Source organism: Mucilaginibacter sp. (assembly GCF_965225845.1).
GTDB lineage: Bacteria > Bacteroidota > Bacteroidia > Sphingobacteriales > Sphingobacteriaceae > Mucilaginibacter.
In genome coordinates, this window is sequence record NZ_CBDDBL010000002.1 from 2,309,371 (window position 1) to 2,336,067 (window position 26,697).

Here is a 26,697-nt window from a genome sequence, read left to right on the forward strand (position 1 = left end):
GAATAGTGTAAAATCTATTTTTTTGACGGTCTTAACTCTCAGGTAATCTAATTTTCCGTATATTGAGCTACCAGTATATATGAATTTTTTATCCCATTTTTACTTCGACCGCAACGTTACCGACTGCTACCACATCCTTGGGACAGTAATGCCCGACTTGCTTAAAAATGCCGATAAAACAATTGTGCTACATCCTGAAAAACTACATCATACGGATGAACGCATCAATTGTATCATCAAAGGCTGGAACAAACACCTGGAAGTTGACCGCTATTTTCACTCATCCGACTTTTTCCTTACGCATTCTCATGAGCTCAAAAAACAACTTGTTCCGGCTATTATAGGTTCGCCTGTAAAGCCATTTTTTTTAGGGCATATTGCCTTGGAACTAATATTGGATAACCTGCTTATCACAACCAATACCGTTTCGGCGGATGACTTTTATGAACACCTGTCAGGTTGCGATCATGTTATAATACAAGAGTTTTTAACCTTTGCAAGCTTGAAAGACAGTTCCAAATTCTTTCGTTTTTTTGATGGATTTAAAAGGGATGGCTATCTGCATACCTATTCCGAAACACCCAAGATAGCTTACGCCTTAAAAAGAATATGTATGCGTGTTTGGAAAGACCCGTTTACCGAAGAACATGAAGCCGCTATCAATGATGTGGTAGTACATTATCGTGAATATATTTATGACAGCTATATGCGGATTTTTGATGAGATTGACAGCCAGTTAAGCTCCAACTGATCAGGCGATTAATATATCTATATTAAAATATTATTCTAAAAGCTTGTTTTTTCAATAAAAACCCCTTAAAATCAGCAATTAACACTTAATTTATTTTTTTGTAATTAAATTATATCCGTACCTTTGCAGTCCCAATTAGAAAATTGGGAAAAGGAGAAAAATTAATTAATGGCAAAAAAACAAGAAGCAGAAAAAGAATTAAAAGCAAAAGAGGCTGAACTGGGTACAGTTACCGCTACTGCAGAAAAAGAGACTATTGAATCAGAGGCTGATTCAATCTCTATCGAAGACATCAAGTCACAAATTGCATCTACACCCGACGCGGATTTCGATTGGGATGCAGATGAGAAGAAATTTGGCAATTACAGCGACAGCGACCGTGAAAAAATGGAAAAACTTTATGATGGAACTTTCAGCTCTATCACTAAAGGTGAAATTATTACAGGTACAGTTGTAAATGTTAACAGTAAAGATGTGGTATTAAACGTAGGATTTAAATCTGACGGTTTAGTATCAGTTTCTGAATTCCGTGATACACCTGATCTTAAAGTAGGTGACACAGTTGAAGTTTTCGTTGAATCGCAGGAAGATGCTAACGGTCAGTTAGTCCTTTCACGCAAACGCGCAAAAACTCAAAAATCATGGGAGCGCATTAATTCAGCTTTAGATAACGATGAGATCATCACAGGTTTTGTTAAGAGCAGAACTAAAGGTGGTTTAATTGTAGATATTATGGGCGTTGAAGCCTTCTTACCAGGCTCACAAATCGACATTAAACCTATCAGGGATTACGATGTGTACGTTGGTAAAACAATGGAATTCAAAGTTGTTAAGATCAACCACGAGTTTAAAAACGTAGTGGTATCGCACAAAGTGCTGATCGAAGACGATTTGGAAAACCAAAAAACCGAAATTGTTGCCCGCCTTGAAAAAGGACAGGTATTGGAAGGAACTGTTAAAAACATTACTGATTTTGGTGTATTCATCGACTTAGGTGGTGTTGACGGTTTATTACACATTACCGATATCTCTTGGGGTCGCATAGAGCATCCACGCGAAATCTTAGCATTAGATCAAAAAATCAACGTTGTTGTTCTTGATTTTGATGACGAGAAAAAACGTATCGCTTTAGGCTTAAAACAATTAACTCCTCACCCTTGGCAGTCATTAACTGAAGATATTCAGGTTGGCTCTAAAGTAAAAGGTAAAATTGTTACTGTTGCTGATTACGGCGCGTTCTTGGAAATTATTCCGGGTGTTGAAGGTTTGATCCACGTGTCAGAAATGTCATGGTCTCAAAACTTACGCAATCCACAGGAGTTCCTTAAAGTTGGTGACGAAATCGAAGCACAAGTATTAACACTTGACCGCGACGAGCGCAAAATGTCATTAGGCATTAAACAATTAACTCCTGATCCTTGGCAAAATGCTGCTGAACGTTATGCTGTTGGTACACAACACATAGCTACAGTTAAAAACATGACCAACTTTGGTGTGTTTGTTGAGCTTGAAGACGGAATTGACGGTTTGATCCACATCAGCGATCTTTCATGGAGCAAAAAAGTTAATCACCCTAACGAATTCACTAAAGTTGGTGAAAAACTAGACGTGGTTGTTTTAGAACTTGATGTTGAGAACCGCAAATTAAGCTTAGGCCACAAACAGCTTGAAGAAAACCCTTGGGATACTTTTGAAACCATCTTCACTATTGATTCAATACATGAAGGTACAGTGTTAAAAGTAACTGATAAAGGTGCTATTGTTGCTTTACCTTACGGTGTTGAAGGCTTCTGCCCTACCAAACATCTGGTTAAAGAAGATGGCAAAAGCTTAAAAGGTGAAGAAACTGCTGAATTCAAGATCATTGAATTTAACAAAGAAAACAAACGTATCGTTATTTCACACTCACGTATTTGGGAAGAAGCTCGCGCTGATGCTCGTGTACAGGAATTTGAAAACCGTAAAAAAGAAGCAAAATCTGCTACTAACGCGGTGAAAAAAGTGAAAGACTCAGTTGAAAAATCAACTTTAGGCGATCTTAGCGTATTAGCTCAGTTAAAAGAGCAAATGGAAGGTGCTGAAAGCCAAGCCCGCAAAGCTGCGCCAGCCCCTGCTCCTAAGAAAGCAGAATCTGCTGAAGAAGAAGAAGCTAAATAAGCTTTAACTTAATAGTTTTAAGCCCTGCTGATCATATTAGCAGGGCTTTTTTATAGAATGATATTTCATAACACATTGCGATCGAAACGTAATGATGACCCTTTTCTTATAACTTTACTCGTCAAATCTCTATTCTTTATTTAACTAATCACAAAAATTCCTACCTTTGCCCAAATCCACCCAAACGATGCAAAATCTTACGCTGCTCGACGGTCAAAAATTTCAGATTACAATTCAGCGTTTATGTCGTCAGTTAATTGAAAATCATAACGATTTCTCAGGCTCGGTACTTATTGGCATTCAACCGCGCGGCATTTATTTAGCTAAGCGCGTTGCCGAGGAACTACGCAAAATATTACCCGCAAGCACCATACAACAAGGCGACCTGGATATTACTTTTTACCGCGATGACTTCCGTCGCCGGGGAGAACAACTGGTACCTAATCAAACTAAAATAGATTTTATTATTGAAGGCAAAAAGGTCATCATGATGGATGATGTATTGTGGACTGGCCGCACCATACGTGCAGCCATGGACGCGATGCTGGCTTTCGGTCGCCCTGAGAAAATAGAACTGCTTACACTGGTTGATCGCCGTTACTCAAGGCATATACCGGTAGCAGCAGATTACGTGGGCATTGAGGTTGATTCCATCGCATCGCAAAAAGTAGTGGTAAGCTGGAAAGAAACAGATGGCGAAGACAGAATAGTTTTACTGTCGGAAGCAAAAGAGGGTTAATATCAGATTTCGAAATTTTCGAATTCGGAATTTGAGCAACAGTATAAGAAAACAAAGAATAAATTTCGAAATCGAACATCCGACATCCGAAATCAAAATAGAAAATGGCAGGACTGAGCACAAGGCACTTATTAGGAATAAAAGATCTGAACCCGGCAGATATTCAATTGATATTTGAAACCGCTGATACTTTTAAATCGGTATTGAACCGTCCCATTAAAAAAGTCCCTTCGTTGCGCGATGTTACTATTGCCAATATTTTCTTCGAAAACTCTACCCGCACACGTTTATCTTTTGAACTAGCTGAGAAACGCCTATCTGCAGATGTAGTAAACTTTGCGGCCTCCTCTTCATCAGTAAGCAAAGGAGAAACATTAATCGACACGGTAAACAATATTTTAGCTATGAAGGTGGATATGGTGGTTATGCGCCACCCATACGCAGGTGCCGGTATATTCCTGTCAAAACATGTAAATGCCCAGATCGTTAACGCTGGTGATGGTGCGCACGAGCATCCTACGCAAGCTTTACTCGACGCATTTTCTATTCGTGAGCGTTATGGCGATGTGGCAGGTAAAAAGGTAGTTATTGTGGGCGATATTTTGCATTCGCGTGTTGCCTTGTCAAACATTCTTTGCCTTAAACATTTAGGTGCCGAAGTTATGGTTTGCGGGCCTACTACACTAATCCCAAAATACATTGGCTCATTAGGTGTAAAGGTTGAACATAACTTGTTAAAAGCCCTTAACTGGTGCGATGTAGCCAATATGCTGCGTATTCAATTAGAGCGCCAGGATATCAAATATTTCCCTTCACTGCGCGAGTATACCATGCTTTACGGGTTAAATAAACAAATATTGGATTCTTTGGATAAAGAAATCACCGTGATGCACCCCGGCCCGATTAATCGCGGCGTAGAGATCACGAGCGATGTTGCCGATAGCAAGCAATCTATCATCCTTGATCAGGTGGAAAATGGCGTGGCAATACGTATGGCGGTGCTATATTTATTGGCCGGGCAAACCCCATAAGCCAATATTTTGGTCGTATATTCGTTTCAATAACCAATGTATATGCGATCAAAATTTCTTTTCTTCCCGGTATTTGTTATCTTGTTAAACCTTCTCACAAGAAATACTATGGCCCAAAGTATTGAACAGCGTAAAACCGATTCTGTATTTCAATTGGTTAAAACACAATTTAACGCCAAAAATGCCGATCAACTTTATGAGCTTACCGGCTCACGATTAAAAAAAGATCTTATAATTGAGGCTTTTCGCAATATTTGTAATTACCAGCTTTTTGTTTTGGGCGAGATCAAAGAATCATCACTTATTAGTTTCGAGAATAATAAGGACGCCATTTACAAGCTTAATTTTAGTACAGGTAAAACATTGCAGTTACTCATGAGCCTGGACAAGAATGATAAGCTTGCAGTATTTTTATTTCAACCGTACAAAAAAGCCGAAGGCGAAAAGAAATCATTAGCATCATCATCAAACCTATTAAAAACTATTGATGACCGGCATGTTGATACCGCCGCGCGTGTATATATTCAAAAAGCTAATACTGTTGGTTTAAGCATTGGTGTATTGAAAGATGGCAAAATAAATTATTACGAATACGGAGAAACTGCGCGCGGCAACGGAAAATTGCCTGCAGGCGGCACTTTGTTCGAGATCGGCTCTATTACCAAAACATTTACTTCCACATTACTGGCCTATTATGTGAACGAAGGTAAATTGAAATTAAGCGATCCAATCACTAAATATTTACCCGACTCTGTCACTTTAAATAAAGCCTTGCACGGCATTACTTTACAAAATCTAAGCAATCATACATCCGGCTTGCCTAGCCTCCCACCCGACTTTTTTGCACATGTTACAGACACATTGAACCCGTATAAGGACTATACTAAAAGGTTATTATTCTCCTACCTTAAAACTTGCACTTTAAATAGCCAACCCGGCGAAAAATATGCGTATTCAAACATGGCGGCGGGCTTATTGGGCATCTTATTGGAACACATCAGCGGAAAAACCTATGAGCAAATGGTAACGGAAATCATCACCCAACCCTTGCAAATGAATAGCACCGTACAGAATATAACACCATTATTAAAACCAAGGCTTGCATCTGTTTATAATGAAGATGGTAAACAAACCGAAGTATGGGATTTTAGCGCACTCGCTCCTTGCGGATCATTAAAATCAACAGTAAATAATCTTTTAATTTACGCCAAGGCAAATATGGCTTACGGGAGTACCAAATTATCCGAAGCCATAGAGCTAACGCACAACGTTACTTTTGATAAAGATATAAAGGTTTGCCTGGCCTGGCATATTATAAAGGTTGATGGGGTTGAATATTACTTTCATAACGGTGGCACTTATGGTAGCAGCAGCTTCTTAGCTTTTAATAAAGAAAAAAATATCGCAATAGTGATACTATCCAATTGCGGTGAAAGCGTTGATGGGGTTGGCGTAAATATTTTAAAGAAGATACAATAGTAGTCGAAAAAAAAAGACCGGCTGAAACAAACAGAACCGGTCTTTCAAAAACAATAAAACTAACCTGTGATATTATTTTTATTTGTGCTATCCTATTTAGCAGCAGGTTTTTTAGCTGTTGATTTAGTGCTGTCGCCTTGCGGGCCGCTTTCCACTTTACCATTAGCTTCATTTGCATCTTCAACTTTGGCTTTACCTATTTTTACAGGCGAACCATCTCTTATCTCTTCGGATGCATTAACCACGATCTCGTCTCCCGGATTAATTTTACCATATACTTCTATGTTTGGGCCTGATTCTAATCCTTTTTGAACGCTAAGCCATTGGGCTTTACCATCTTTTACCAAAATAATGAAAACCTTTTCTGTAGATGTAACTACGGCTGTTTTGGGTACTATGTATGAGCTGTCTCTTGCAGGCAGCGGCACATTAACATCGGCATACATGTTAGGCAATAACTTTTTATCAGTATTATAAACATCCATTTCCAAACGTTCCGATCTTAACGTATTATCTAATGCGCCGGCTAAACGTACTACCCTCGCGGTAAATTTCTCACCTTGTAACTCTCTTATAGTGAAACTAACTTCATCCTTATCATTTAAACCACCGGTAAAATTTTCCGGAACCGATATTACCAAACGCAAGCGGTTATGATCCTCTAACCTGAATATAGATTGGCTTGTAGCTGCGCTGCCCGGGCCCACATAGGCTCCTAAATTTACACCACGTAAAGTTATAACCCCATCAAACGGTGCCCTGATCTGTAAATAGTTAAGGTTTGCCGCAACTGCTTTATAAGCTGATTTTGCAGCCTCAACATTGGCAGAATCTGATGATTTCTTTGCCTGAGCCTGCTCCAAATCATTTTGTGATATGGTACCTGGTGTTTTGCTGGTATTGTATAACCTGTCGTAAGTTGCTTTATCAGCAAAATATACAGCTTTAGCTTGCAGGATATGCGATTTTGCCTCTTCTAATTGTGAATTTATTTCCGGCGCTTCCAATACAGCCAGCAGCTGCCCCTGGTGAACTTGTGAACCGATATCAACCAATAAGGTTTTAACATACCCGCTAACCTTTGCATAAAGGTCGGTTTGTTGGTATGCCTGCAATTCGCCTGGTACAGTTATGTTTGATGTTAACTTACCTTTTCGCGCCTTAACAAGAGTTACTGTAGGCGTATCAAGCGCGTCTTCCTGTTGTACAGTTTGTTCCTGTGCCTCTTTGTCCTTTTTACTTTCGCCGCATGAGCTAAAAAAGGCCGTGGCTATAACTAAAGCGGTTATAACAATAATTAATTTATTTTTTTGAGTGTTCATGTGTGTGGTGCAATGGGACATAAAATTTACTTTCCTTATCTTCAGGGTCTAATGAAACAGAATCCGTGGTTGCATTGCCTTGTACCCAGGCAAATACCAATGGTAAAACAAATAGTGCTGCAAATGTTGAGGCAAATAAACCGCCAATAACTGCGCGGCCCAATGGCGATGTTTGGTCACCACCCTCACCTAATCCTGATGCCATTGGAATCATACCTACAATCATTGCCAAACTGGTCATTAATATAGGGCGTATACGTAGTGCAACTGCTTCACGGGCTGATTTCAATGCATCGCCGTTAACCTTCCTGATCTCCTCTGCATTGGTTACCAGCAGTACCGCGTTGGAGATGGACACCCCGACGGACATGATCATACCCATGTATGACTGCAGGTTAAGCGTTGCCCCCGTTATCTTCACTAAAAACAGCGATCCAAATAACACCGCAGGTACCGTTGAGAGTACTACCAGCGAAACTTTAAACGACTGGAAGTTAGCCGACAACATAAGGTAGATAACCAATATGGCTACTATCAAACCTGTTTGTAAACTACTAAGCGTATCGGTTAATGTTTGCGTCATACCGCGTAGTTCAACTGTTAAACCATGTGGTAATTTACCTAGTGATTTTATCGCTTTTTGTACATCGTCGCCTGCTGTACCTAAATCCTTTTTATTAATGTTAGCTGTTACCGATAATGTTGGCACGGCGCCAATATCATCATCTTCACCATTCGCGGTATCAACTTTAATATCAGCAACGTCGCTTAATACAGGCCTGGGCTGGTTAGCCAATACAGGTATCTCACGCACATCGTTAAGGCTCGACATTTGATATTCAGGAACCTCAACCTGAACCTGGTAACTCAAACCTACTTTATTATCAATCCAAACGTTTTTTTCTGTTAAACGTGATGATGAAGTTGATGCAGTAAGCGTACGGGTTATATCATTTACACTTACACCAAGTTCAGCCGCACGTACGCGATCAATATTAATATCGATAGATGGGTAGCGATATGATTGCGCGATTTGCACGTCACGCAAATATTTGATGCTATCGAGTTTCTGCACCATTTTAAGCGCATAATTAACATTTATCTTTTTGTTTTTACCAGTGAAGGCAACATCTATAGGCGTTGGTGACCCTTGGCTTAAAATTTTATCAGTAAGTTCTATTGGCTCAAATGACATTTTTACATCAGGTAATACCTTTCTCATGGTATCCCGGAAACGCTCTTTCAAATCATCCAGGTTCACTTTATAATTTTCTGCCAGTTCAACCTGCATTACCGCCTCTTGGGGGCCAGCCATAAACAGATAAATTGGGTTAGTGGAGAATGATGACGGGTGAGTACCCACCATAGTAGAAGTTATTTCAATATTCTTTTTACCAACCAAACCTTCCAAAACGTGCAACGCTGTTATTGCAGTTGTTTCCGTGCGTTCAAGCCTGGTGCCATCAGCACCGCGTAAGCGCACCTGGAATGTACCGGAGTTAACTTTAGGCAATACATCGCGCCCGATGATGGCAAATAATAAGAATGCTAAACCAAAGGCAACTACCAGGTATACCGTAACAATCAGTTTTCGCCTTGGAAGCATCTTATCAAAAACGTCAAGAAACCACAGCCTGAATTTATCAAACTTACTCTCATCCTTGCCATGATGCTCACTAATCTTTTTAACAGCTTCCTCTTTTTGAGCAGATTGGTTGCCTTCATCATCCATAGCGTAATCTTTTTTCTCATGCTCATTTTTCATTAACCAGTTAGCCATAATTGGCACAAAGGTTTGTGCAAGCAGGTAAGATATGATCATGGCGAAACCAATTGCCAATGATAATGGAAGGAACAATGCACCCGGGATACCCGACATGGTGAAGGCCGGAGCAAATACTGCCAGGATACAAAACAGGATCAACAATTTAGGGAACGCTATTTCCTTACAGGCATCCCATATAGCTAAAGCCTTGGGTTTGCCCATATCAAAATGCTGGTGAATATTCTCGATGGTTACCGTCGACTCATCCACAAGAATACCAATTGCCAGCGACAAGCCGCTCAGCGTCATGATATTTATAGTTTGATGGAAAAGGTACAGGAAGAATACGCTGGAAATAACGCAGGTTGGTATAGTCATGATTACAATTAACGCACCGCGCCTGTCTCCTAAAAATAACAGTACCATCAAACCGGTTAATATCGCGCCAATAGCACCCTCTTCTGCTAAACTCTTTACCGCGTTAATCACATATACCGATTGGTCAAATACGAAAGATAACTTAACATCTTCAGGAACCAGGCCCTGGAATCGTGGAAGTGCTTTTTTCAAATTCTGTACCACATCCCAGGTTGATGCCGATGCCGACTTGGTAATAGGCAGGTAAACAGACCTTTTGCCGTTAATAAGCGCGTAACCTTGCGTAATATCTGCGCCATCTTCTATAGTGGCCACATCGCGCATAAAAACAGTTTGCACGCCATTTTTATACAATGGGATATCGCCAAACTGAGCAATCTTATCAATGGTTGCGTTAGCAGGTGTAAGGTAATTGTAATCACCTATACGCACGTTACCCGCTGGTGAGTTTTGGTTATTATCCCGTAAGGCAAGTACTAACTGATCAGGCGTTAAATTATGTTGACGAAGCAACTCGGGATCCGCCTTAATAACAACTGTACGTGTGTTACCGCCAAACGGCGCCGGTGCAACCAGGCCAGGCACAGTGGTAAATGCCGAACGTATGTATACTAATGCAAAGTCAAGCAACTCATTGTTGGTACGTGTAGGGCTGCTTAATACAAGCTGGCCCACCGGAAGCGTTGAGGCATCAAAACGCAAAATAAACGGCGGTTGTGACCCTTGCGGGAAACCGGCCTGCGCCCTGTTGGTGTACGCCGTGACCTCCGCCGCGGCCTGTGCCATATTTGTGCCTTCATAAAATGTTATTTTGATTAGTGTTAAGCCCTGAACGTTTTGCGATTCGATGCTTTTTACACCTGATACGAATAACAATAAGTTAACGTATGACTTGGCGAAGTAAGCTTCCATTTGGTCGGGTGTAAAACCACCGTAAGGGTGAGATACATAAATTACCGGCAGGTTAAGGTCGGGAAAAATATCTATCTTAATACTGCGTACAGCATTAATACCAAATAAGAATAATGTTGCTACTATAACCAGTATGGTGATTGGCCTTTGAAGGGCCCCTTTAATCATTCCCATTAGTTTGTATTCTGTATGTTAAAAGTTATTTATAAAGACCCCAAAATCTCCGGTTGCCGCTGCCTTATATAATAAGGCCTGCCAAACATTATTCGCTGTAATATCCTGGTCTACTTCGGCACGGTTCAGCGTGTACAGCGCATCGGTAAAATCAACAATGTTTGCCAAACCATTTTTGTACAAGGCAAACTTTTGATTATATGCATCGCTTGCAGCCTTTACTTCAATAGGTGCTTCGGCATTGTTTTTTAGAGCGTTGTTTATTTTGGTAATCGCCAGTAATGCCTGATCATGTATTTGCTGATCTTCAAGGTCATATTCATTACGATATTGGTCTGATGTAAATTTTTGCGCCTTTACCTGGTAATGCACCCGGAATGGATTGGTTATATCCCATATAAAACCAACACCTATTAAATAGTTGTAGCGTGTTGGATCGGCCCCTGCACCATAGCTGCTACTGTAATCATTTTCATTCGTTGCAATATCGGATTTAATACCCGAACCTCTACCCTGATAAGCGCCAAATAAGCTAAAAGTTGGGTAGCTGAAAGTGCTTAAATACCTAGCCTGCTCATCACTTACACCAATGCGGTTACGATAGTACTTTAACAGCGGATGCTCTTCAATAGCTGTAGCCGGATCTATTAAAATATTGTTAGGTGTTTTTTTAACAAAGGTGCTATCCAATAAAAAATCTGCCGGCGGGATACCAAGGTAAACTGCCAGCGCGTTGGCCTGGTCGGCAACTACCTGCTGTGCATTAGTTAATGCAATTTTAGCATTCGATACTTCCGCATTAGCTAATGATGAATCCACACCGGGGTTTAGCCCATTTTTTACACGGGCGATAACCACTCTTTGCAAATCAAGGCTACGATTAAGGTTATCCTGTTCGGCCTTACTAAGCTGCTGATCAACTAATAATGTAAGATAAGAAGCGGCAACTTTTACTTCATCTTCAAATTGCTCCTGTGCTAAATCGCTTTCATCAAGAGTAACTACATTACGCTGCACCGCAACCTTTTCGCGGGCGCGGCCAAAGGCAAAGAAATTCCAGTTAATGTTGGTTACATATAAAGAACCGAAAGAAGCAGCCCAATTTTGATTAGGCAGTGCAGGGCCGGAAGACGCAACAGCCAAGCCGCCATAGGCGCTTATTGGGCCATCAATACCCGACGCGGTACCGTACACCTGCTGTGCTGATAAATTTAAATCTGGTAAATATTCTGTTTTAGTTTCAGTTAACGAGGCTTTTGATGAATTAAGCTGATTTGCTTTAGCTTTTATCTCACCATAATTATTGAGTGCAAGTTGTACCGCTTCTTTCATCCCAAGTACTTTTTGCTGGGCCTGTACGTTTACTAAAATAAAAATACCAGTTAAACTTAAGAATAGACGTTTAGACATTGTTACTAACATATGCGGTATTTGTTGCTGCAAAATTAAAACTATATTTTATATGAAAAAAATGAATTAATTTTGTGAAAATCATTAATAAAAGTAATAATGAATATCGCGATACATCATTTCAGATTAATAGATACCATATCAAAAGAGGGAACTCTTACTAAAGCCGCAACAACTTTACATCTTACACAATCAGCTTTAAGTCACCAGCTTAAAGAATTAGAACGGGAATTAGGTATAGATGTTTTTAACAGAAACGGTAAAAAATTACATTTATCTGAACAAGGCTACCGTTTTTTGAGGAGTGCCGAGAAGATTTTGGCCGAAATTAAAGCCCTTGAGGAAGATATTTCGAACTATAAGAACGGGCAAACCAGCAAATTATCTATCAGTATGCAGTGTTATACTGCTTATCACTGGCTTCCCGGCATCATCAAATATTATAAATCACGCTGGCCTGATATAAATATTCAAATCCTATCAGAAGCGACCAGCCGGCCATTAGAATATTTAATGAATGGCGATTTGGACATCGGTATCATCCGCACCCAAATGGTTAATACCAAAATACGTTACGAGCCTATTTTTAACGACAGGCTAACGGCTATCATTAGCAAAGACCATCCGCTTGCGAAAAAAGATATTATTGAAATATCCGATTTTCAGGATCAAGAACTCATATTACCATTGTATGATCCATCGTACCAGGATACGCCCATGATCGAAGCTTTGATACAAGCACAACAAGTTAGGCCTAAAACATTACATCGCATACATTATACCGATGCAACTATTGAAATGGTGAACGCCAATTTAGGAATCAGCGTAATGGCTGACTGGATTGTGGAGCCTTATTTAAAAAACAAAAATATCGTATCAAAACCAATGCATCATAGCGTAGCTAGCCGGTCATGGTTTGCAGCCACCTGCAAACAGACCCCTGCTATACAAAACTTTTTGGAATGCCTTAAATTGTATTTCTCCGGAGCAGATATGAGCATCAATCCTACTGAAAAAGAACAGTTGATCAAACAACATGCTGGTAAAATACATTTTCCCGAAAAATTAGCAGCCTCCACAGCTGTATTTACACGCCCATCTGTTGCAGCAGCATCATCGCAGGAATTTAAAAATTATCAATATTAATTTGAAGCTCTGGTGTTTGATAAGCCTCTTGATTCTTTTCTGTTATTCAGCAAAAGCTCAAAAGGCTTACAAACCGTTTCCTCAGCATGTAATCTATGCCAAAGGCAGTATATTACCTGATAAAATCACGCAACATAAATTAAATCTAACTACAGCATTATTTTACGACCAATGGAAGGCCCATTACATAAAAACGGTACCGGGAAAGGCTGAAAGTTACATTTGGTTTGAAGACAAAGACGGTAAACAATCTGTATCCGAGGGACAAGGTTATGGGATGGTCATCGTAACGTTAATGGCGGGATATGATCATTCAGCTAAAATTAAATTTGATAATTTATACAAGTATTATCACTCACACCCGAGCAACCGGGGTAGCCATTTAATGGCCTGGGCGCAAAATATTCATGATAAAGATCTGGACAAAACATCAGCCAGTGACGGTGACATTGACATAGCATATTCACTATTATTAGCCGATAAACAATGGGGCAGCAAAGGTAATATTGATTACCTGCAGGAAGCTAAAATCATGATCGACGAAATAATGCAGTACGAGATCAATCATCAAACATGGTCGGTATTGTTAAGCAATGCCATAGAGCATGATAGTAAAGATTATTTTGATACCCGTTCATCTGATTTTATGCCCGCTAATTTTAAGGCATTTCAACACGCCACAGGTGATTCCCGCTGGACAAAAGTAATTGACAATGGTTACAAATTATTTAGCTACATGCAAAGTGAATACAGTCCGGATGCTGGTTTAGTGTCTGATTTTATAATTCATATCAACAAAAAAGCTAAACCTGCCTATCCTAATTACCTTGAATCGAAATATGACGGAGCATACAACTATAATGCATGCCGTGTACCCTGGCGTACCGGGGTTGATTACCTTTTATCGGGAGATGAACGCTCTGAAAAATTTGTTCAGAAGATTAACCATTGGGTAAGAGTAACCACGAATAATGATACTTACAACCTATCAGCCGGATATACTTTAGCTGGAGATGATATTAAAGGCAGATATTTTGAAGCTTTGAGTTTTATCACCCCATTCGCGGTTTCGGCAATGGTTGATAAAGGCAACCAGCAATGGTTAAACAAGGTTTGGAATTATTCTGTACAATTTAAGATGAAGGATTTTGATTATTACGACAATACTATCAAGCTATTGAATATGATCATTATATCAGGTAATTATTGGAAACCGTAATTCTAATTGTGATTTCATACGTTCAACAAGAGAGAAATCTTCTTTACCTTACAATCGGCGATGCAAATCGAAGAAGAGTTCTCCTTACAGTCGAATTGACAAGTATTAAAGGTTTAAAAGTTTCTGCGCCACATTTTGCCCGCTTGTTAAAGCAGCTTCAACAGTACCCATAGCAGGGCCATCGTACAAATATTCTCCTGCAAAGAATATGGTATCATCTACGCCGGCATCTAACAGTTTCCGTGCTTCTGCAGAAGCTACAGTATCATAACTATATGAGCCACGTGTAAATGGTTCAGTGGTCCAGTTTATGATATTTGAAGCTATCAGGTTGGCCTTCAGCTCTTCCACATCTATCTTAAAAATATTACTTAATGATTGTAATGCCTGTTGCAAAAGCTCTTCGGTAGTATTATCCTTTTTAGCTTCAGCAGGCGGGCCACCTAACCAACCTGTAAGTAAGGCGGAATTCTTAGGCTGTTGGGTCCACCAGGTAGGGATTTTTTCATCGGATATTAAAAAAGCCATATCCGTTAATCTTTTGCCAGCCAGCTTTTTAGTGTCACCGCTTTCCCAAAAGGCATACTTAAACTCCAATAAAAATTTAATTATCGCTCCAAAACCCATATTGTTTATGGCTTGCAGCTGCTGCTTTATAGGTGGGTGAAATTCAACAGCGCCCTTATCTTTTTTATCAGCCTGCAAAACCCCTAATGGAATAGCTATGATCACTTTTTTAGCTTGATAAACCTCCCCTGCTGTTGTGGTTACTTTTACTTCAGCGTGTTTCCAGTCTACCCGGTTAACAACAGAACTCAGGTATATGACATTACCAAGTCCCTTGCATTTATCGGCAAGGTAATTGATCATACTGCAATAACCATCATCTATCCTGCGCTGGGCATCATCATCCTCGTTATTCCACTCGTTACGAAGTGCAAATGAGCTTGCCTTTTTAGGATCGGCAGTATCATAGCCCGACACATATTTGATTACTCCATCCCGAATTACGGTAAATTCATCACCGCCAAAATGGGTTTGCAAAAATTCGTCAATACTGACGTCCCGCTCAAGGTCGTCCAATTTTTTAAGTAATATATCCCAGTTTGGGATGAGGGCTTCGTCTTCTACGAATTGCCCTTTGGCATAGCGCACCATTTCGCCGCCCGCGGGGCTATAAGCTATATTAGCTTCCTTTAATAAGTTTAGCGTTACCGGCAAATCACCGTGTATGAACTCAGCGCCTAATTCGGCATGCTTAAAAAACGACTCATGGCTTATGGTATGAATCCGCCCGCCGGTACGGTTGCGCGCCTCCAGCACGATCACCTTTTTACCTGCTTCAGAAAGTTTGTAAGCGGCCATTAAGCCTGCAGCACCAGCACCAATTATAATCGTATCGCTTGTCTCCATATATTACCCGGTAATTGCAAAACCCACCTGCCACAAATTACCAGCCAGCTTTTCAATGCCAACATAATTTTTAAAAAAAAACTATTAAATTCAGCTTAAAATAGCCTTTTATGAACTCATAAAGCCCATTTTAACTATCGAAAAGGCGGTTTTATGCCCATCTAACGCCCTAAACCGACTAAATCATTCCGCTTTTTGGTGCTTTTTTGACGGAAAACACCTGTTTTAACCGCTTATTAATGGCTTAATTTTTGCCTCATCAGCATAAACCAATTTTATGCCCGAAGGCCCGATCATCGTTATCCTGAAAGAAGAGTTAAAGCCATTCAAACACCAGCGGGTGATTGCAGCCAAAGGTTACACCCCAAAAATGGATCCGCACCTGATCATTGGGCAAACCCTTAAGAACATCAAAAGCTGGGGCAAGCACCTGTTATTGTGTTTTGACGATTTTACCGTTCGGGTACACCTTGGCCTGTTTGGCTCGTATCGTATTAACAGCCGGGGGAAGAAAAATGCGTCATTAAATATAACATTCGAAACTGGCGAAGTAAACTTTTACATCAGCTCAATTGAGTTGATTGATAAACCCTTGAACCAGGTTTACGACTGGTCAGCAGATGTGATGAGCAAGAAATGGGATACGGAAAAAGCTATCGCCAGGTTGAAAATGAAACCGAAAGCCTTAGCAGGTGATGTTTTATTGGATCAAAAAATATTCTCAGGTGTAGGTAATATCATCCGGAATGAAGCATTGTTTAGGGCGAGGATACATCCGGATAGCATAATAGCTAACATCCCCGACGAAAAACTGCACGAGCTGATCGACGAAACCATCAAATACACCTTCGACTTTTTAAAATGGAAGAAAAAAGGGGTATTAACCAAGCACTTCGAAGCCTATGAACAGGAGATGTGCCCGCGGGATCATATCCCATTTCACAAAGCTGATCTGGGCAAAACCAAAAGGCATACTTTTTACTGCGATGTTTGTGAGAAATTGTACGTCAGTTAAAATTGAGCGGCTATTCTTCGCTTAATGCTTCGGCAATTTCCATAAAGCCTTTTTCACGGGCAAGGTCGGCTGGTAGTTTGCCGCCTTCCATGCGGATATTGATATCAGCATTGTTCTCCAAAAGTAATATCAACAGGTCAAGGTTGCCGTGCTGGGCTGCTGAGTGTATAGGAGTAACACCTGCCTGTTGTCTCACATTAATATTGGCGCCGGCTTCAATTAGCAAAGCGGCAATATCGGTATGGTTACCGGCAGCCGCAGAGTGGATCGGATACACATTAAATCCGTTGTTCGATGGCATATTGACGTCTGCTCCTTTTACAATCAGCAGGCGGGCTATTTCATACTGCCCAAAATAACAAGCCAGCCCAAGCGGTGTAAAACCGTCCTCGGCATAATAATTTACAGCTTCGGGATAAGTTTCAACTAAACGTGTTACTACATCAAATTTACCTGCGGCAACCGCTTCAAATAAATTTACGTCATCAATATACTTCATTAAAAACTCGGTAACCTCGGGTTTTTTATAGTAGCACGATAACATTAATGGCGATACATGGTGCCTTGTTGTGGTTTTTGCAAGTGTGGGATATTCTGCCAGCAAAGTATCAAGCCCCGTTAAATCGCCTGCCGTGATGTATTGTTCAAGTCGATCTTGTATCATATGCGTTCTAATCAATTTGTTATCAAAACAATAAACTACAAAGTAATTTTATTGCATTTAAGTAGTTTTACCCTCTTGTACGAAGAATCAGCATGTTAGTTCCAAATTAGTAAAAATTAAAAAATTACCTCCAAATAAGTTTAATCTATTAACTTTATATTTGTAAGCTAAACGCTGTAAACAGGGATGCCGGTAAAAGGAAATCAGTTCAAATCAAATAGTTTTAAGGAAGATAACGAGCCTCGCCAAAGCACTAAAAGTGAGAAGGAAAAGTATGCGAAGCCTAAAGTGCCCAAAATGCCAACCTTCGACCTTAACAACGGGCGTTTGGTAAAAGTTATAGGCCTGTTCTTCCTGATACTCACTATATTTTTTTTAGTAGCCTTCACCTCCTACCTGTTCACCTGGCAGCAGGATCAAAGCTATGTATCACCTGCCAATGGCGGCTGGCATAACCTGCTAAAAACCACGCAGGAACTGCAGGACAACGGCCTTAAAAACCCGGTAGTTGAAAACTGGCTGGGTAAATTCGGCGCATTGCTTTCAAACCAATTTATTTACGAGTGGTTTGGTGTCGCATCGTTCATTTTCATCTTCGTATTTTTTGTGATCGGTTACCGCCTGCTGTTTAAGGTGAAGTTGTTTTCGATACCAAAAACACTGGCCTACTCATTCTTTTGTATTGTGTTTTTGTCGGTTGCAATTGGATTTATCCATGCCTTTATCGGCGATTACCCGCATATGCTGGAAGGTGGGTTCGGCTACTGGACAAACTTGCTTCTTGATGCGCAGATAGGCCAGGCAGGCACCGGCGGTATATTAGTATTTGCCGCGCTAACAGTATTGATCATCGCTTACAACATTGATTTTAAATTCCCGGAAAGGAAAATAAAAGTCTCCGCTACCGGGGAAGATTTAGTGGGGGCTCAAGATAACGTAGATGTTTTACCTGCCGACCCGATAGAATTATTGGAAGAAGAGCCATCCTTACCGGTTGAATGGCCGCGTAATACTAACCGCGGCACAAACGTAGCCAAAGCAGCGGTTGAGCCATTGGTACAAACCCCTGTTTTTCATGAGCCTGTAGTTTTAACGCCCGACCCTACAGCAGGACATGAGCCTGAATTTGAAAGCGAGATCCCTTTAACGCTTGAGGTTGAAAGGCCGACACCAATATTAAACATCGAGAAATCTGATGATGATAAGGCGAAGGACCTGGTAGCCCAATTTGGCGCCTATGATCCTAAGCTTGATCTGCCAAAATACAAATATCCGACACTCGACTTGTTAGAGAACTACGGTTCCAACAAAATATCGGTAAACTCCGAGGAGCTGGAAGCCAACAAAAATAAAATTGTTGAAACGCTGAACCATTATAACATCGAGATCGATAAGATCAAGGCGACCATTGGCCCAACAGTTACTTTATATGAGATCATCCCCGCTCCTGGTGTGCGGATCTCTAAAATTAAGAACCTGGAAGATGATATTGCGCTAAGCCTGGCTGCTTTGGGTATCCGTATCATCGCGCCTATGCCGGGTAAGGGAACTATCGGTATCGAAGTACCTAACCAAAACCCCGAAATGGTATCCATGCGCTCTGTACTATCTACTGAAAAATGGCAGAATAACACCATGGACCTGCCGATCGCTTTGGGTAAAACCATCTCCAACGAAGTATTTATTGCCGATCTGGCCAAAATGCCCCATCTACTGGTTGCGGGTGCTACCGGCCAGGGCAAATCGGTTGGTATCAATGCGATTCTGGTGTCGCTGCTGTACAAAAAGCACCCTGCGGAGTTAAAGTTTGTTTTGGTTGATCCTAAAAAGGTGGAGTTAACCTTATTCCGTAAGATAGAAAGGCACTTTTTAGCGAAACTGCCTGATGAGGCAGATGCCATTATCACGGATACCAAGAAAGTGGTAAATACACTTAATTCACTGTGCATCGAGATGGATCAGCGTTATGATCTGCTGAAGGATGCACAAGTACGTAACCTGAAGGAATACAACGCCAAATACGTAAGCCGTAAGATAAGCGACCCGGAAAAGCATCGTTATCTGCCATTTATCGTGCTGATCATCGACGAGTTTGCCGATTTGATGATGACTGCCGGTAAAGAGGTTGAAATGCCGATAGCCCGTATAGCGCAGCTGGCCCGTGCGGTGGGTATCCACTTGGTTATTGCTACGCAAAGGCCATCGGTTAACGTAATTACGGGTACTATCAAGGCTAACTTCCCGGCTCGTTTGGCGTTCAGGGTACTGTCTAAGATAGATTCGCGTACCATATTAGATGCCGGTGGTGCAGATCAACTGATCGGCCGTGGTGATATGCTGATGTCTACCGGTAGCGACCTGATCCGCCTGCAATGCGCGTTTGTGGATACGCCGGAAGTAGAAAGGATCTCTGATTTTATCGGCAGCCAGCAAGGCTACCCAAGCGCCATGCACCTGCCGGAATATGTCGGTGAGGGCGAAGCCAGCAGCAGCTCCAAAGAATATGACCCGGATAATCGCGACCCGATGTTTGAGGATGCCGCACGTTTGATCGTTATGCACCAGCAGGGCTCAACATCGCTCATCCAACGTAAAATGAAACTGGGCTACAACCGTGCCGGCCGCATCATCGATCAGCTGGAAGCCGCAGGCATAGTAGGCCCGTTTGAAGGCAGCAAGGCACGCGAGGTTTTGTACCCGGATGAATACAGTTTGGAAAGGTATTTGGAAACCCTGGACAAGCCAAAGGCGTAGTAACATTCCTTCATTGTCATTCTAACCGAGCGAAGATAAGCCACATTTCAATGACATTACTTTAATACCTTGTCATTAAACCATCCAAACATCTATCCCTCTAAACTGTATATTAGCAGATACATTCTACCAATAAAATGAAAAAAATAACCTTATACGCATTTTTACTTTTAGGAATTACTACCACAGCTTTCGCGCAAAAGGATGCTGAGGCAAAAGCTATATTAAACCAGGTAAGCGCCAAATACAAAGCATTTAACATTGTAAAAAGCGATTTCACTTTTGTGATAGATAACCAGCAGGATCAATCCACCATAACACAACAGGGTACCATCGTAGTCCAGTCCAAAACAAATAAATACAGGCTGAGCCTTTATAGCCAGGACCCTACTGCTAAAACCCAGGTTGTGCAAGAGATCATCACCGATGGCAGAACGCAGTGGACTTATAATAAAAAAGACAAGGAAGTACAGGTAAACAAGGTTGATAAAGCCGACCAAAACTTTAACCCGGCACAGATCTTCACCATGTATGAAAAGGGTTATAAATACATTTATACCGGCAGCGAAACTCTAAAAGGCCGTGTTTACCAGGTAATTGATCTTACTCCTGAAGATATCGACAAATCGTATTTTAAGATCAGGCTGATGATCGACAAAACCAAAAAACAGATTTATAGCGCCTTGATATTTGATAAAAGCGGCAATAAGTATAATTACACCATCAATACTTTTACGCCAAATGTACAAGTGCCTGAAAATACGTTTACTTTTGATGCTAAGGCCCATCCCGGCGTTGAGGTGGTGGATTTGAGGTAATATATTTTAACTATGTCATTACGAGGAACGAAATCGCGAACTATGCAAGACCGCTTTTCTCCGTGCGATTGCTTCGTTTCTAAGCAATGACATGATGGATATAAAGCGCGAAACACCATCCGTGCAAACTTCCCAAAATGACATTACCTTCAATTAACCTAAAAATTTATTTACTAAATTTGGCTAATGCTCACCCTCACCAACCACACCCTTGAAAAACTGGAAATGCTGCTAAAAACAGCAGGCTACAAGGTGCGGTATGAGAAAGGTAACTTTAAAACCAATGCCTGCCTGCTGCAAAACAGCAAAATCATCGTTATTAATAAATTCTCTAACCTCGAAAGCCGCATCCAGTCTATTGCCGAGCTTGCGCGCGAACTGGAGATTGACTACAAACTTTTAGACGAAAAACAGGTTGCTTTTTTACAACAATTAAAACAAACCAACCTGCAACTGTGATCATTACTTTTTTAGGAACCGGCACATCACAGGGCGTACCTGTTATCGCATGCGATTGCGAGGTTTGCACCTCAACCGATCCGCATGATAAGCGCCTGCGTTCATCCATCATGATCGAGACGGGGGATAAAACAGTGGTTATCGATTCAGGTCCGGATTTTCGTTACCAGATGCTGCGTGAAAAAGTCAAAAAGCTGGATGCCATTGTATTTACCCATGAGCATAAGGACCACGTGGCCGGTATGGATGATATCCGCGCTTTTAACTACCGCCAAAATACTGCGATAGATGTTTATGCTACTACTCGTGTGCAGGAAGCCCTAAAGCGTGAATTTGCCTACATTTTCGCGGAATTTAAATATCCCGGCATACCCCAAGTGAATATGCACACCATTAACCTGACACCTTTCGATATCGGCTCATTGCATTTGATCCCTGTTGAGGTTATGCACTATAAATTACCTGTACTGGGTTTTCGTATGGGCGATTTTACTTACATCACCGATGCCAAAACCGTCACCGAAAGCGAAATAGAGAAAATAAAGGGAACCAAAACACTGGTGATAAACGCTTTGCAAACACAAAGCCATATCTCACATTTTACTTTGGATGAAGCGGTTGCCTTCGCCCAAATGATCGGTGCGGAAAAAACTTATCTCACCCATATCAGCCATCGCCTTGGCTTGCATAGTGTAATGTCGGCGGATCTGCCACAGGGTATTGAGTTCGCTTATGACGGGTTGAAATTGCATATCTAAATCGTTACAAATCTATTTTAATATATTATTGTTGAATATTACAGTGTTTATTACGCTTTATATATTAATATTCTTCATTTAATTTATTATCATGTACTACCTTATTTATATCAGCACAGCTGTAAACTTGATGTCGCAACAGGAGCTTGCTGATATACTGGTAAAAAGCCGTGCAAATAACACGGCTAATAACGTAACAGGCATATTATTGTACGCTCAGGGTACTTTTATACAAGCATTAGAGGGTGATGAAGAAATTGTTACCAAAACCTACAATAAGATTGAAAAAGATGACAGGCATAAAAACCAGATAACAATTATCACCGGCACTTCGAAGGAACGTGTATTTGCTGATTGGTCCATGGCTTTTATATCCCTCGACCCGAAAAAAATGAATGAATTGGAAGGCTACATTAACCCGCTGAAAAAGGAATTATTTAAGGGAACCGACACCAACCCGGCAATAACTGTTATGAAAACCTTTGCTGAAAATAACAACCTTACCTATAATCAATAATTATAGGCTTACATAACTAATGTGCTCAATAGTGCCTTTGTAAGTCTTTAACTTACCCTGGTTATTGCTATTGATTCGGCCGCGTATGGTGATCGACTTGTTATTTACGGGAGTTAGCTGTCCGTTATTGTTATCGTAATCAAAAAAACCAGTTCGTGTACCGGTTAAATATAACGGGCAATCCTGGCTAAAGTCTACCAATATCACTCTTTTATTACCGCGGCTAAACAGGCTGTCATCAACTAAAACAGCCAGGTCCTTATCCTGTTCATATTTACCTTTTACTTCAACATACTGGTTATTGTAATAAGCAAAGCTATCAACCAGGTTTTTAAAAGTGATGTGCTTAAAGGTTTTATCGTCGTCGCAACTACTCTCATACACTTTTTTATGCTGGCTACAGGCTTGCAATAGCAGCATTGCCGCAAGGAAAGTGAAGATTCTTAAATTAAAAAAGTGATTTAGGGGTATCATCATGTGAAGGTAATTATATTTATAAACGCATAAGTCATTTGGATGTGTAATTAATGCAATAGTTTAATTATCATTTTTTTATTTACCTTAATACTTTAACGCGGTAATTGTTCTGCCAAATTTTATCAACCATGAAAAAAATATTATTAGCACTTGCTTTATTGATTGCTATAACTGGAAATGCACAGCAAAAAGTCATTCAATTATATAACGGCACCGTGCCCGGTTCTGAAAACTGGGACTGGAACCAAAATGAAAGCGCCGACAATGTATATCATAGCAACGTTGTTTACAATGTTAGCCACCCTACCCTTACCGTTTATTTACCTGATAGCACTGTTGCAAACACTGGTGTGGCATTGGTTATTTGTCCGGGTGGTGGCCTGCAAACACTGTCTATTAACCATGAAGGCTACGACGTTGGCAAATGGTGCCAAAAACATGGTATTACCGCTTTTTTATTGGAGTATAGGCTAATGCACACCCTCGGCCCGGATCCTTACAAAGAGATGCTGGCGAAAATGAAGGCAAATACTGTCTTGAAAGAACAAGCACCGGTTGCCCCCCTGGCAAATGCCGACGGAAGAGCTGCGATTGCTTATGTACGCGCCCATGCTGCTGAATATGGTGTATCGCCAAATAAGATAGGCATTGTGGGTTTCTCAGCTGGCGGTACCATTGCTGCAACAACCGCTTATAATTACACCCCGCAAAACCGCCCTGATTTTGTAGCTCCAATATACGCTTACTTCCCGCCGGAAATGCAGGTTAATGTGCCTGCCGATGCGCCGCCTATGTTTTTGGCTGCCGCAAGTGATGACAAATCATCGGTTTACAGTGTTGAGCTTTATACTACCTGGATAAATTCAAATCATTTGGCAGAGTTACATTTGTTTTTAAATGGCGCGCATGGGTTTGGTATGAAAACACAACATCTGTCAAGTGATGCCTGGGCCGATCTATTTTATAACTGGATCAAGCAAGCAGGGTTTATCAAGCCTTAAATACAAAGTTTACGCGCTTTAACAATTCCATAATGTTAGTTTCGTAAATTTGGACATACTGAATACGCATGAAATATTACTTATCTATCCTCTTTTGCCTGTTAATCAGCACTACTGCTTTTTGCCAGCTTGATACTACTCAAAAAATAATTTCGGGCCGTTTTAATAGCACGGAACAAGAGCAAAAACCTTACGTAATCTTAATTTCTGCCGATGGTTTCCGTTGGGATTACGCGCAGAAATATCACGCAGAACATCTGCTGGCTTTAGCTAAATCAGGCGTTCAAGCTGAATCGATGCTGCCTTCTTATCCATCGGTGACTTTCCCAAATCACTATTCGATAGTTACCGGTTTATATCCTTCGCATGAAGGTTTGGTGAATAACTCTTTTTACGATGCCGATACCAGATCATTCTTTTCATATAAAGGAAAAACCGGTACCGATGCCATCTGGTACAATGGTGGCACGCCAATCTGGGTTTTGGCAGAGCAGCAAAAAATGCTGTCGGCCAGTTTTTACTGGGTTGGATCAGAAGCCGCGGTGCATGATGTGCGCCCGACTTATTACTACAAATACAACGAGAAAATAGACATGCATAACCGTATTCAAACCGTAGTTAACTGGTTAAGCATGCCTGCCGATAAACGCCCGCACATTATCACATTCTATTTCCCGCAGGTTGATCACCAGGGACATAAATACGGGCCGGATTCGCGCGAAGTGGATGATGCAGTACATCTGATCGATTCATCGGTATACGAGTTAACCAAAGCGGTTAAAACCACCGGGCTTAATGTTAATTACGTTTTTGTATCCGACCACGGCATGACCAAACCTGATATAGACCACCCTATTGAAGCTCCGGCAGGGATTGATACATCAAAATTTATTGTATCCGGCGATGGTTTGTTGGTTGAGCTGTACGCAAAAGATCCTAAATATATTCAAAGTACTTACGAAGAGTTGTTAAAGAATAAGACCGCCGATTATGCCGTCTACCTAAAAACAAATGTTCCCGAAAAATTGCATTATGGTATAAAGGATGACTGGCACAACCGTATTGGTGATATTTTACTGATCCCTAACTGGCCAAAGGTATTTGACTTGTATCATAGAAAGATGGATCCCGGCTGGCATGGTTATGACCCCACGGTTGTAAAAGATATGCACGCCACTTTTTATGCATGGGGACCGGCATTCAAAAGCAACTTAACCGTTGCGCCCTTTACTAACGTAGATATTTTCCCGCTAATCAACCAAATATTAGGTTTAACCTACACCAACAAGGTTGACGGAACTAAAGAGTTGGCTGATAAAGTCCTGAAATAGATTAGTCCCGATCTGTTCGTCGCGCAGCGATAAATAGGTTGGCGAGCGAAGCAAAGGCGGGTGAGTTAACTATTTATTTTTCTTTAAAAGTTCGTTATCATAAACAGCTTTCGCAATTTTAGCGATAACCATATCACGGGTGGCATCATCAGCGGTGGAGTTGGTTATAAATATGGCGATGGCAATATGTTTACCATTTGGCAATGTGATTACCCCAACATCATTGGTTGCAGCTGACAGGCCGGCCTCATTCTTTCCGGATGTACCGGTTTTATGTGCTACAACTGTCCCTACCGGTAAAAGCGCTTTGATTCGGGTCGGGATATGCGTTGTTTCCGTCATTAATTTATTTAAGAAATCCCTGCTCGCTGGTTTTAACACATTGCCAGTATAAAGGGTGTCTAACAACTTTACCATGGCAACAGGCTTGCACCAGTTGGTATATTGCACCTCCCATGATTTTCGCATATCTTCTTCAGTCGCATCTATATTGATCCCCCTCATTTTGATCATGTGCAGATAATTTTGAACTTGATTTGGTCCGCCAAGCTTTTTAAATAAAATGTCGCAGGCATCATTATCGCTTTCTGAAACTGCATAGTATAGCAGGTCCCTTATAGAAACATCTACATCGCCTTTAGGGTATTTGTCGCGCAGCGGGCTGTAGGTTTCCGGCAGGTCTTTTTTGCTGACATGAATGGTTTTATCCAATGTTAACACACCAGAATCAACCAAATGCATTACCGCCATTCCAAGTGGCAATTTAAGCACGCTTTGCAAAACCAGTCGGGCATTTTTATTGTAATTTACGGTATCCCTGTCCTCCAAACCTAAAACAGAAACACCAACAATGCCATGGGCAGCTTTAGCGATCTCTGCAATTTGCGGCCTTAAAACTGATGATTGCGCGAACGAAAAATGTGTGGTTAAAGCCAGTATCGCGGCAAATGATGCCCTATATATTTTGTTCATGATTTTGTAAGTAGACGATTTAATTATAAACGCTG

22 protein-coding genes are annotated in these 26,697 nt (G+C 41.0%); 15 read left to right on the forward strand and 7 right to left on the reverse strand.

Annotated features, from left to right (window positions below):
* Positions 1 to 79 precede the first annotated feature (79 nt).
* From ACYZ0U_RS14520 to ACYZ0U_RS14540, 5 genes are all read left to right on the forward strand, one after another.
* On the forward strand, positions 80 to 751 hold the full coding sequence (locus tag ACYZ0U_RS14520; RefSeq protein WP_461453259.1) for an ACP phosphodiesterase: 672 nt from the start codon (positions 80 to 82) through the stop codon (positions 749 to 751).
* Positions 752 to 919: 168 nt separating this feature from the next.
* The gene (gene rpsA / locus ACYZ0U_RS14525) at positions 920 to 2,908 is read left to right on the forward strand and encodes a 30S ribosomal protein S1 (RefSeq protein WP_461453260.1); all 1,989 of its coding nucleotides are present in this window, start codon (positions 920 to 922) and stop codon (positions 2,906 to 2,908) included.
* Between the two features lie 187 nt (positions 2,909 to 3,095).
* On the forward strand, positions 3,096 to 3,647 hold the full coding sequence (gene pyrR, locus ACYZ0U_RS14530; RefSeq protein WP_461453716.1) for a bifunctional pyr operon transcriptional regulator/uracil phosphoribosyltransferase PyrR: 552 nt from the start codon (positions 3,096 to 3,098) through the stop codon (positions 3,645 to 3,647).
* A 104-nt stretch (positions 3,648 to 3,751) separates the two neighbouring features.
* Entirely contained in the window at positions 3,752 to 4,678 is a 927-nt protein-coding gene (locus tag ACYZ0U_RS14535; protein WP_461453261.1) for an aspartate carbamoyltransferase catalytic subunit, read from the forward strand.
* A gap of 42 nt (positions 4,679 to 4,720) precedes the next feature.
* On the forward strand, positions 4,721 to 6,157 hold the full coding sequence (locus tag ACYZ0U_RS14540; RefSeq protein ID WP_461453262.1) for a serine hydrolase domain-containing protein: 1,437 nt from the start codon (positions 4,721 to 4,723) through the stop codon (positions 6,155 to 6,157).
* A gap of 92 nt (positions 6,158 to 6,249) precedes the next feature.
* Here the strand turns inward: ACYZ0U_RS14540 and ACYZ0U_RS14545 are convergent, their stop codons facing one another.
* From ACYZ0U_RS14545 to ACYZ0U_RS14555, 3 genes are read right to left on the reverse strand one after another with little or no spacing between them, the layout of a single operon-like run.
* Positions 6,250 to 7,479, reverse strand: coding sequence for an efflux RND transporter periplasmic adaptor subunit (locus ACYZ0U_RS14545; protein ID WP_461453263.1), 1,230 nt, complete (start codon positions 7,477 to 7,479; stop codon positions 6,250 to 6,252).
* Positions 7,460 to 10,708 carry an efflux RND transporter permease subunit gene (locus ACYZ0U_RS14550; RefSeq protein ID WP_461453264.1) on the reverse strand — a complete coding sequence of 1,083 codons (3,249 nt, stop codon included), beginning with the start codon at positions 10,706 to 10,708 and terminating at the stop codon, positions 7,460 to 7,462. The genes ACYZ0U_RS14545 and ACYZ0U_RS14550 overlap by 20 nt, the downstream gene beginning before the upstream one ends.
* Positions 10,709 to 10,726: 18 nt before the next feature.
* Positions 10,727 to 12,118, reverse strand: a complete 1,392-nt coding sequence (locus tag ACYZ0U_RS14555) for a TolC family protein (RefSeq protein ID WP_461453265.1) — start codon at positions 12,116 to 12,118, stop codon at positions 10,727 to 10,729.
* Between the two features lie 99 nt (positions 12,119 to 12,217).
* Between ACYZ0U_RS14555 and ACYZ0U_RS14560 the strand changes: the two genes are divergently transcribed.
* A complete protein-coding gene (locus ACYZ0U_RS14560; RefSeq protein WP_461453266.1) occupies positions 12,218 to 13,264 on the forward strand; it encodes a LysR family transcriptional regulator in 1,047 nt (348 codons plus the stop codon).
* Positions 13,265 to 13,280: 16 nt separating this feature from the next.
* Positions 13,281 to 14,483, forward strand: a complete 1,203-nt coding sequence (locus ACYZ0U_RS14565; RefSeq protein WP_461453267.1) for a glycosyl hydrolase family 8 — start codon at positions 13,281 to 13,283, stop codon at positions 14,481 to 14,483.
* Between the two features lie 105 nt (positions 14,484 to 14,588).
* Here ACYZ0U_RS14565 and ACYZ0U_RS14570 read toward each other — a convergent pair whose 3' ends face one another.
* Positions 14,589 to 15,896 (reverse strand): flavin monoamine oxidase family protein, encoded by a 1,308-nt coding sequence (locus ACYZ0U_RS14570; RefSeq protein WP_461453268.1) that lies wholly within the window; start codon positions 15,894 to 15,896, stop codon positions 14,589 to 14,591.
* Positions 15,897 to 16,173: 277 nt separating this feature from the next.
* On the opposite strand from ACYZ0U_RS14570, the gene ACYZ0U_RS14575 reads away from it, so the two are divergent.
* A complete protein-coding gene (locus tag ACYZ0U_RS14575) occupies positions 16,174 to 16,911 on the forward strand; it encodes a DNA-formamidopyrimidine glycosylase family protein (RefSeq protein WP_461453269.1) in 738 nt (245 codons plus the stop codon).
* A gap of 10 nt (positions 16,912 to 16,921) precedes the next feature.
* On the opposite strand, the gene ACYZ0U_RS14580 is transcribed toward ACYZ0U_RS14575, so the two are convergent.
* Positions 16,922 to 17,575, reverse strand: coding sequence for an ankyrin repeat domain-containing protein (locus ACYZ0U_RS14580; RefSeq protein ID WP_461453270.1), 654 nt, complete (start codon positions 17,573 to 17,575; stop codon positions 16,922 to 16,924).
* Between the two features lie 186 nt (positions 17,576 to 17,761).
* Between ACYZ0U_RS14580 and ACYZ0U_RS14585 the strand changes: the two genes are divergently transcribed.
* From ACYZ0U_RS14585 to ACYZ0U_RS14605, 5 genes are all read left to right on the forward strand, one after another.
* A complete protein-coding gene (locus ACYZ0U_RS14585; protein ID WP_461453271.1) occupies positions 17,762 to 20,329 on the forward strand; it encodes an FtsK/SpoIIIE family DNA translocase in 2,568 nt (855 codons plus the stop codon).
* A gap of 137 nt (positions 20,330 to 20,466) precedes the next feature.
* The gene (locus ACYZ0U_RS14590; RefSeq protein WP_461453272.1) at positions 20,467 to 21,147 is read left to right on the forward strand and encodes a LolA family protein; all 681 of its coding nucleotides are present in this window, start codon (positions 20,467 to 20,469) and stop codon (positions 21,145 to 21,147) included.
* 186 nt (positions 21,148 to 21,333) lie between these two features.
* Positions 21,334 to 21,606 carry a hypothetical protein gene (locus ACYZ0U_RS14595; protein ID WP_461453273.1) on the forward strand — a complete coding sequence of 91 codons (273 nt, stop codon included), beginning with the start codon at positions 21,334 to 21,336 and terminating at the stop codon, positions 21,604 to 21,606.
* Positions 21,603 to 22,364: an MBL fold metallo-hydrolase gene (locus ACYZ0U_RS14600; protein WP_461453274.1), complete on the forward strand. Its 762-nt coding sequence runs from the start codon at positions 21,603 to 21,605 to the stop codon at positions 22,362 to 22,364. Before ACYZ0U_RS14595 ends, ACYZ0U_RS14600 begins: the two co-directional genes overlap by 4 nt.
* 91 nt (positions 22,365 to 22,455) lie before the next feature.
* Positions 22,456 to 22,881: a BLUF domain-containing protein gene (locus ACYZ0U_RS14605; RefSeq protein WP_461453275.1), complete on the forward strand. Its 426-nt coding sequence runs from the start codon at positions 22,456 to 22,458 to the stop codon at positions 22,879 to 22,881.
* Here the strand turns inward: ACYZ0U_RS14605 and ACYZ0U_RS14610 are convergent, their stop codons facing one another.
* Positions 22,882 to 23,358, reverse strand: a complete 477-nt coding sequence (locus ACYZ0U_RS14610) for a hypothetical protein (RefSeq protein ID WP_461453276.1) — start codon at positions 23,356 to 23,358, stop codon at positions 22,882 to 22,884.
* Positions 23,359 to 23,486: 128 nt separating this feature from the next.
* Between ACYZ0U_RS14610 and ACYZ0U_RS14615 the strand changes: the two genes are divergently transcribed.
* On the forward strand, positions 23,487 to 24,359 hold the full coding sequence (locus tag ACYZ0U_RS14615; protein WP_461453277.1) for an alpha/beta hydrolase: 873 nt from the start codon (positions 23,487 to 23,489) through the stop codon (positions 24,357 to 24,359).
* 68 nt (positions 24,360 to 24,427) lie between these two features.
* The gene (locus ACYZ0U_RS14620) at positions 24,428 to 25,690 is read left to right on the forward strand and encodes an alkaline phosphatase family protein (protein ID WP_461453278.1); all 1,263 of its coding nucleotides are present in this window, start codon (positions 24,428 to 24,430) and stop codon (positions 25,688 to 25,690) included.
* Positions 25,691 to 25,759: 69 nt separating this feature from the next.
* Here the strand turns inward: ACYZ0U_RS14620 and bla are convergent, their stop codons facing one another.
* Positions 25,760 to 26,662 (reverse strand): class A beta-lactamase, subclass A2, encoded by a 903-nt coding sequence (gene bla, locus ACYZ0U_RS14625; RefSeq protein ID WP_461453279.1) that lies wholly within the window; start codon positions 26,660 to 26,662, stop codon positions 25,760 to 25,762.
* Positions 26,663 to 26,697: the final 35 nt, after the last annotated feature.

Excerpts from the sequence above, each read along its gene's own strand:
- ACYZ0U_RS14520 (WP_461453259.1), top strand. The coding sequence starts at position 80 with ATGAATTTTTTATCCCATTTTTACTTCGACCGCAACGTTACCGACTGC.
- rpsA (WP_461453260.1), top strand. The coding sequence starts at position 920 with ATGGCAAAAAAACAAGAAGCAGAAAAAGAATTAAAAGCAAAAGAGGCT.
- pyrR (WP_461453716.1), top strand. The coding sequence starts at position 3,096 with ATGCAAAATCTTACGCTGCTCGACGGTCAAAAATTTCAGATTACAATT.
- ACYZ0U_RS14535 (WP_461453261.1), top strand. The coding sequence starts at position 3,752 with ATGGCAGGACTGAGCACAAGGCACTTATTAGGAATAAAAGATCTGAAC.
- ACYZ0U_RS14540 (WP_461453262.1), top strand. The coding sequence starts at position 4,721 with ATGCGATCAAAATTTCTTTTCTTCCCGGTATTTGTTATCTTGTTAAAC.
- ACYZ0U_RS14545 (WP_461453263.1), bottom strand. The coding sequence starts at position 7,479 with ATGAACACTCAAAAAAATAAATTAATTATTGTTATAACCGCTTTAGTT.
- ACYZ0U_RS14550 (WP_461453264.1), bottom strand. The coding sequence starts at position 10,708 with ATGGGAATGATTAAAGGGGCCCTTCAAAGGCCAATCACCATACTGGTT.
- ACYZ0U_RS14555 (WP_461453265.1), bottom strand. The coding sequence starts at position 12,118 with ATGTCTAAACGTCTATTCTTAAGTTTAACTGGTATTTTTATTTTAGTA.
- ACYZ0U_RS14560 (WP_461453266.1), top strand. The coding sequence starts at position 12,218 with ATGAATATCGCGATACATCATTTCAGATTAATAGATACCATATCAAAA.
- ACYZ0U_RS14570 (WP_461453268.1), bottom strand. The coding sequence starts at position 15,896 with ATGGAGACAAGCGATACGATTATAATTGGTGCTGGTGCTGCAGGCTTA.
- ACYZ0U_RS14575 (WP_461453269.1), top strand. The coding sequence starts at position 16,174 with ATGCCCGAAGGCCCGATCATCGTTATCCTGAAAGAAGAGTTAAAGCCA.
- ACYZ0U_RS14580 (WP_461453270.1), bottom strand. The coding sequence starts at position 17,575 with ATGATACAAGATCGACTTGAACAATACATCACGGCAGGCGATTTAACG.
- ACYZ0U_RS14585 (WP_461453271.1), top strand. The coding sequence starts at position 17,762 with ATGCCGGTAAAAGGAAATCAGTTCAAATCAAATAGTTTTAAGGAAGAT.
- ACYZ0U_RS14590 (WP_461453272.1), top strand. The coding sequence starts at position 20,467 with ATGAAAAAAATAACCTTATACGCATTTTTACTTTTAGGAATTACTACC.
- ACYZ0U_RS14595 (WP_461453273.1), top strand. The coding sequence starts at position 21,334 with ATGCTCACCCTCACCAACCACACCCTTGAAAAACTGGAAATGCTGCTA.
- ACYZ0U_RS14605 (WP_461453275.1), top strand. The coding sequence starts at position 22,456 with ATGTACTACCTTATTTATATCAGCACAGCTGTAAACTTGATGTCGCAA.
- ACYZ0U_RS14610 (WP_461453276.1), bottom strand. The coding sequence starts at position 23,358 with ATGATGATACCCCTAAATCACTTTTTTAATTTAAGAATCTTCACTTTC.
- ACYZ0U_RS14615 (WP_461453277.1), top strand. The coding sequence starts at position 23,487 with ATGAAAAAAATATTATTAGCACTTGCTTTATTGATTGCTATAACTGGA.
- ACYZ0U_RS14620 (WP_461453278.1), top strand. The coding sequence starts at position 24,428 with ATGAAATATTACTTATCTATCCTCTTTTGCCTGTTAATCAGCACTACT.
- bla (WP_461453279.1), bottom strand. The coding sequence starts at position 26,662 with ATGAACAAAATATATAGGGCATCATTTGCCGCGATACTGGCTTTAACC.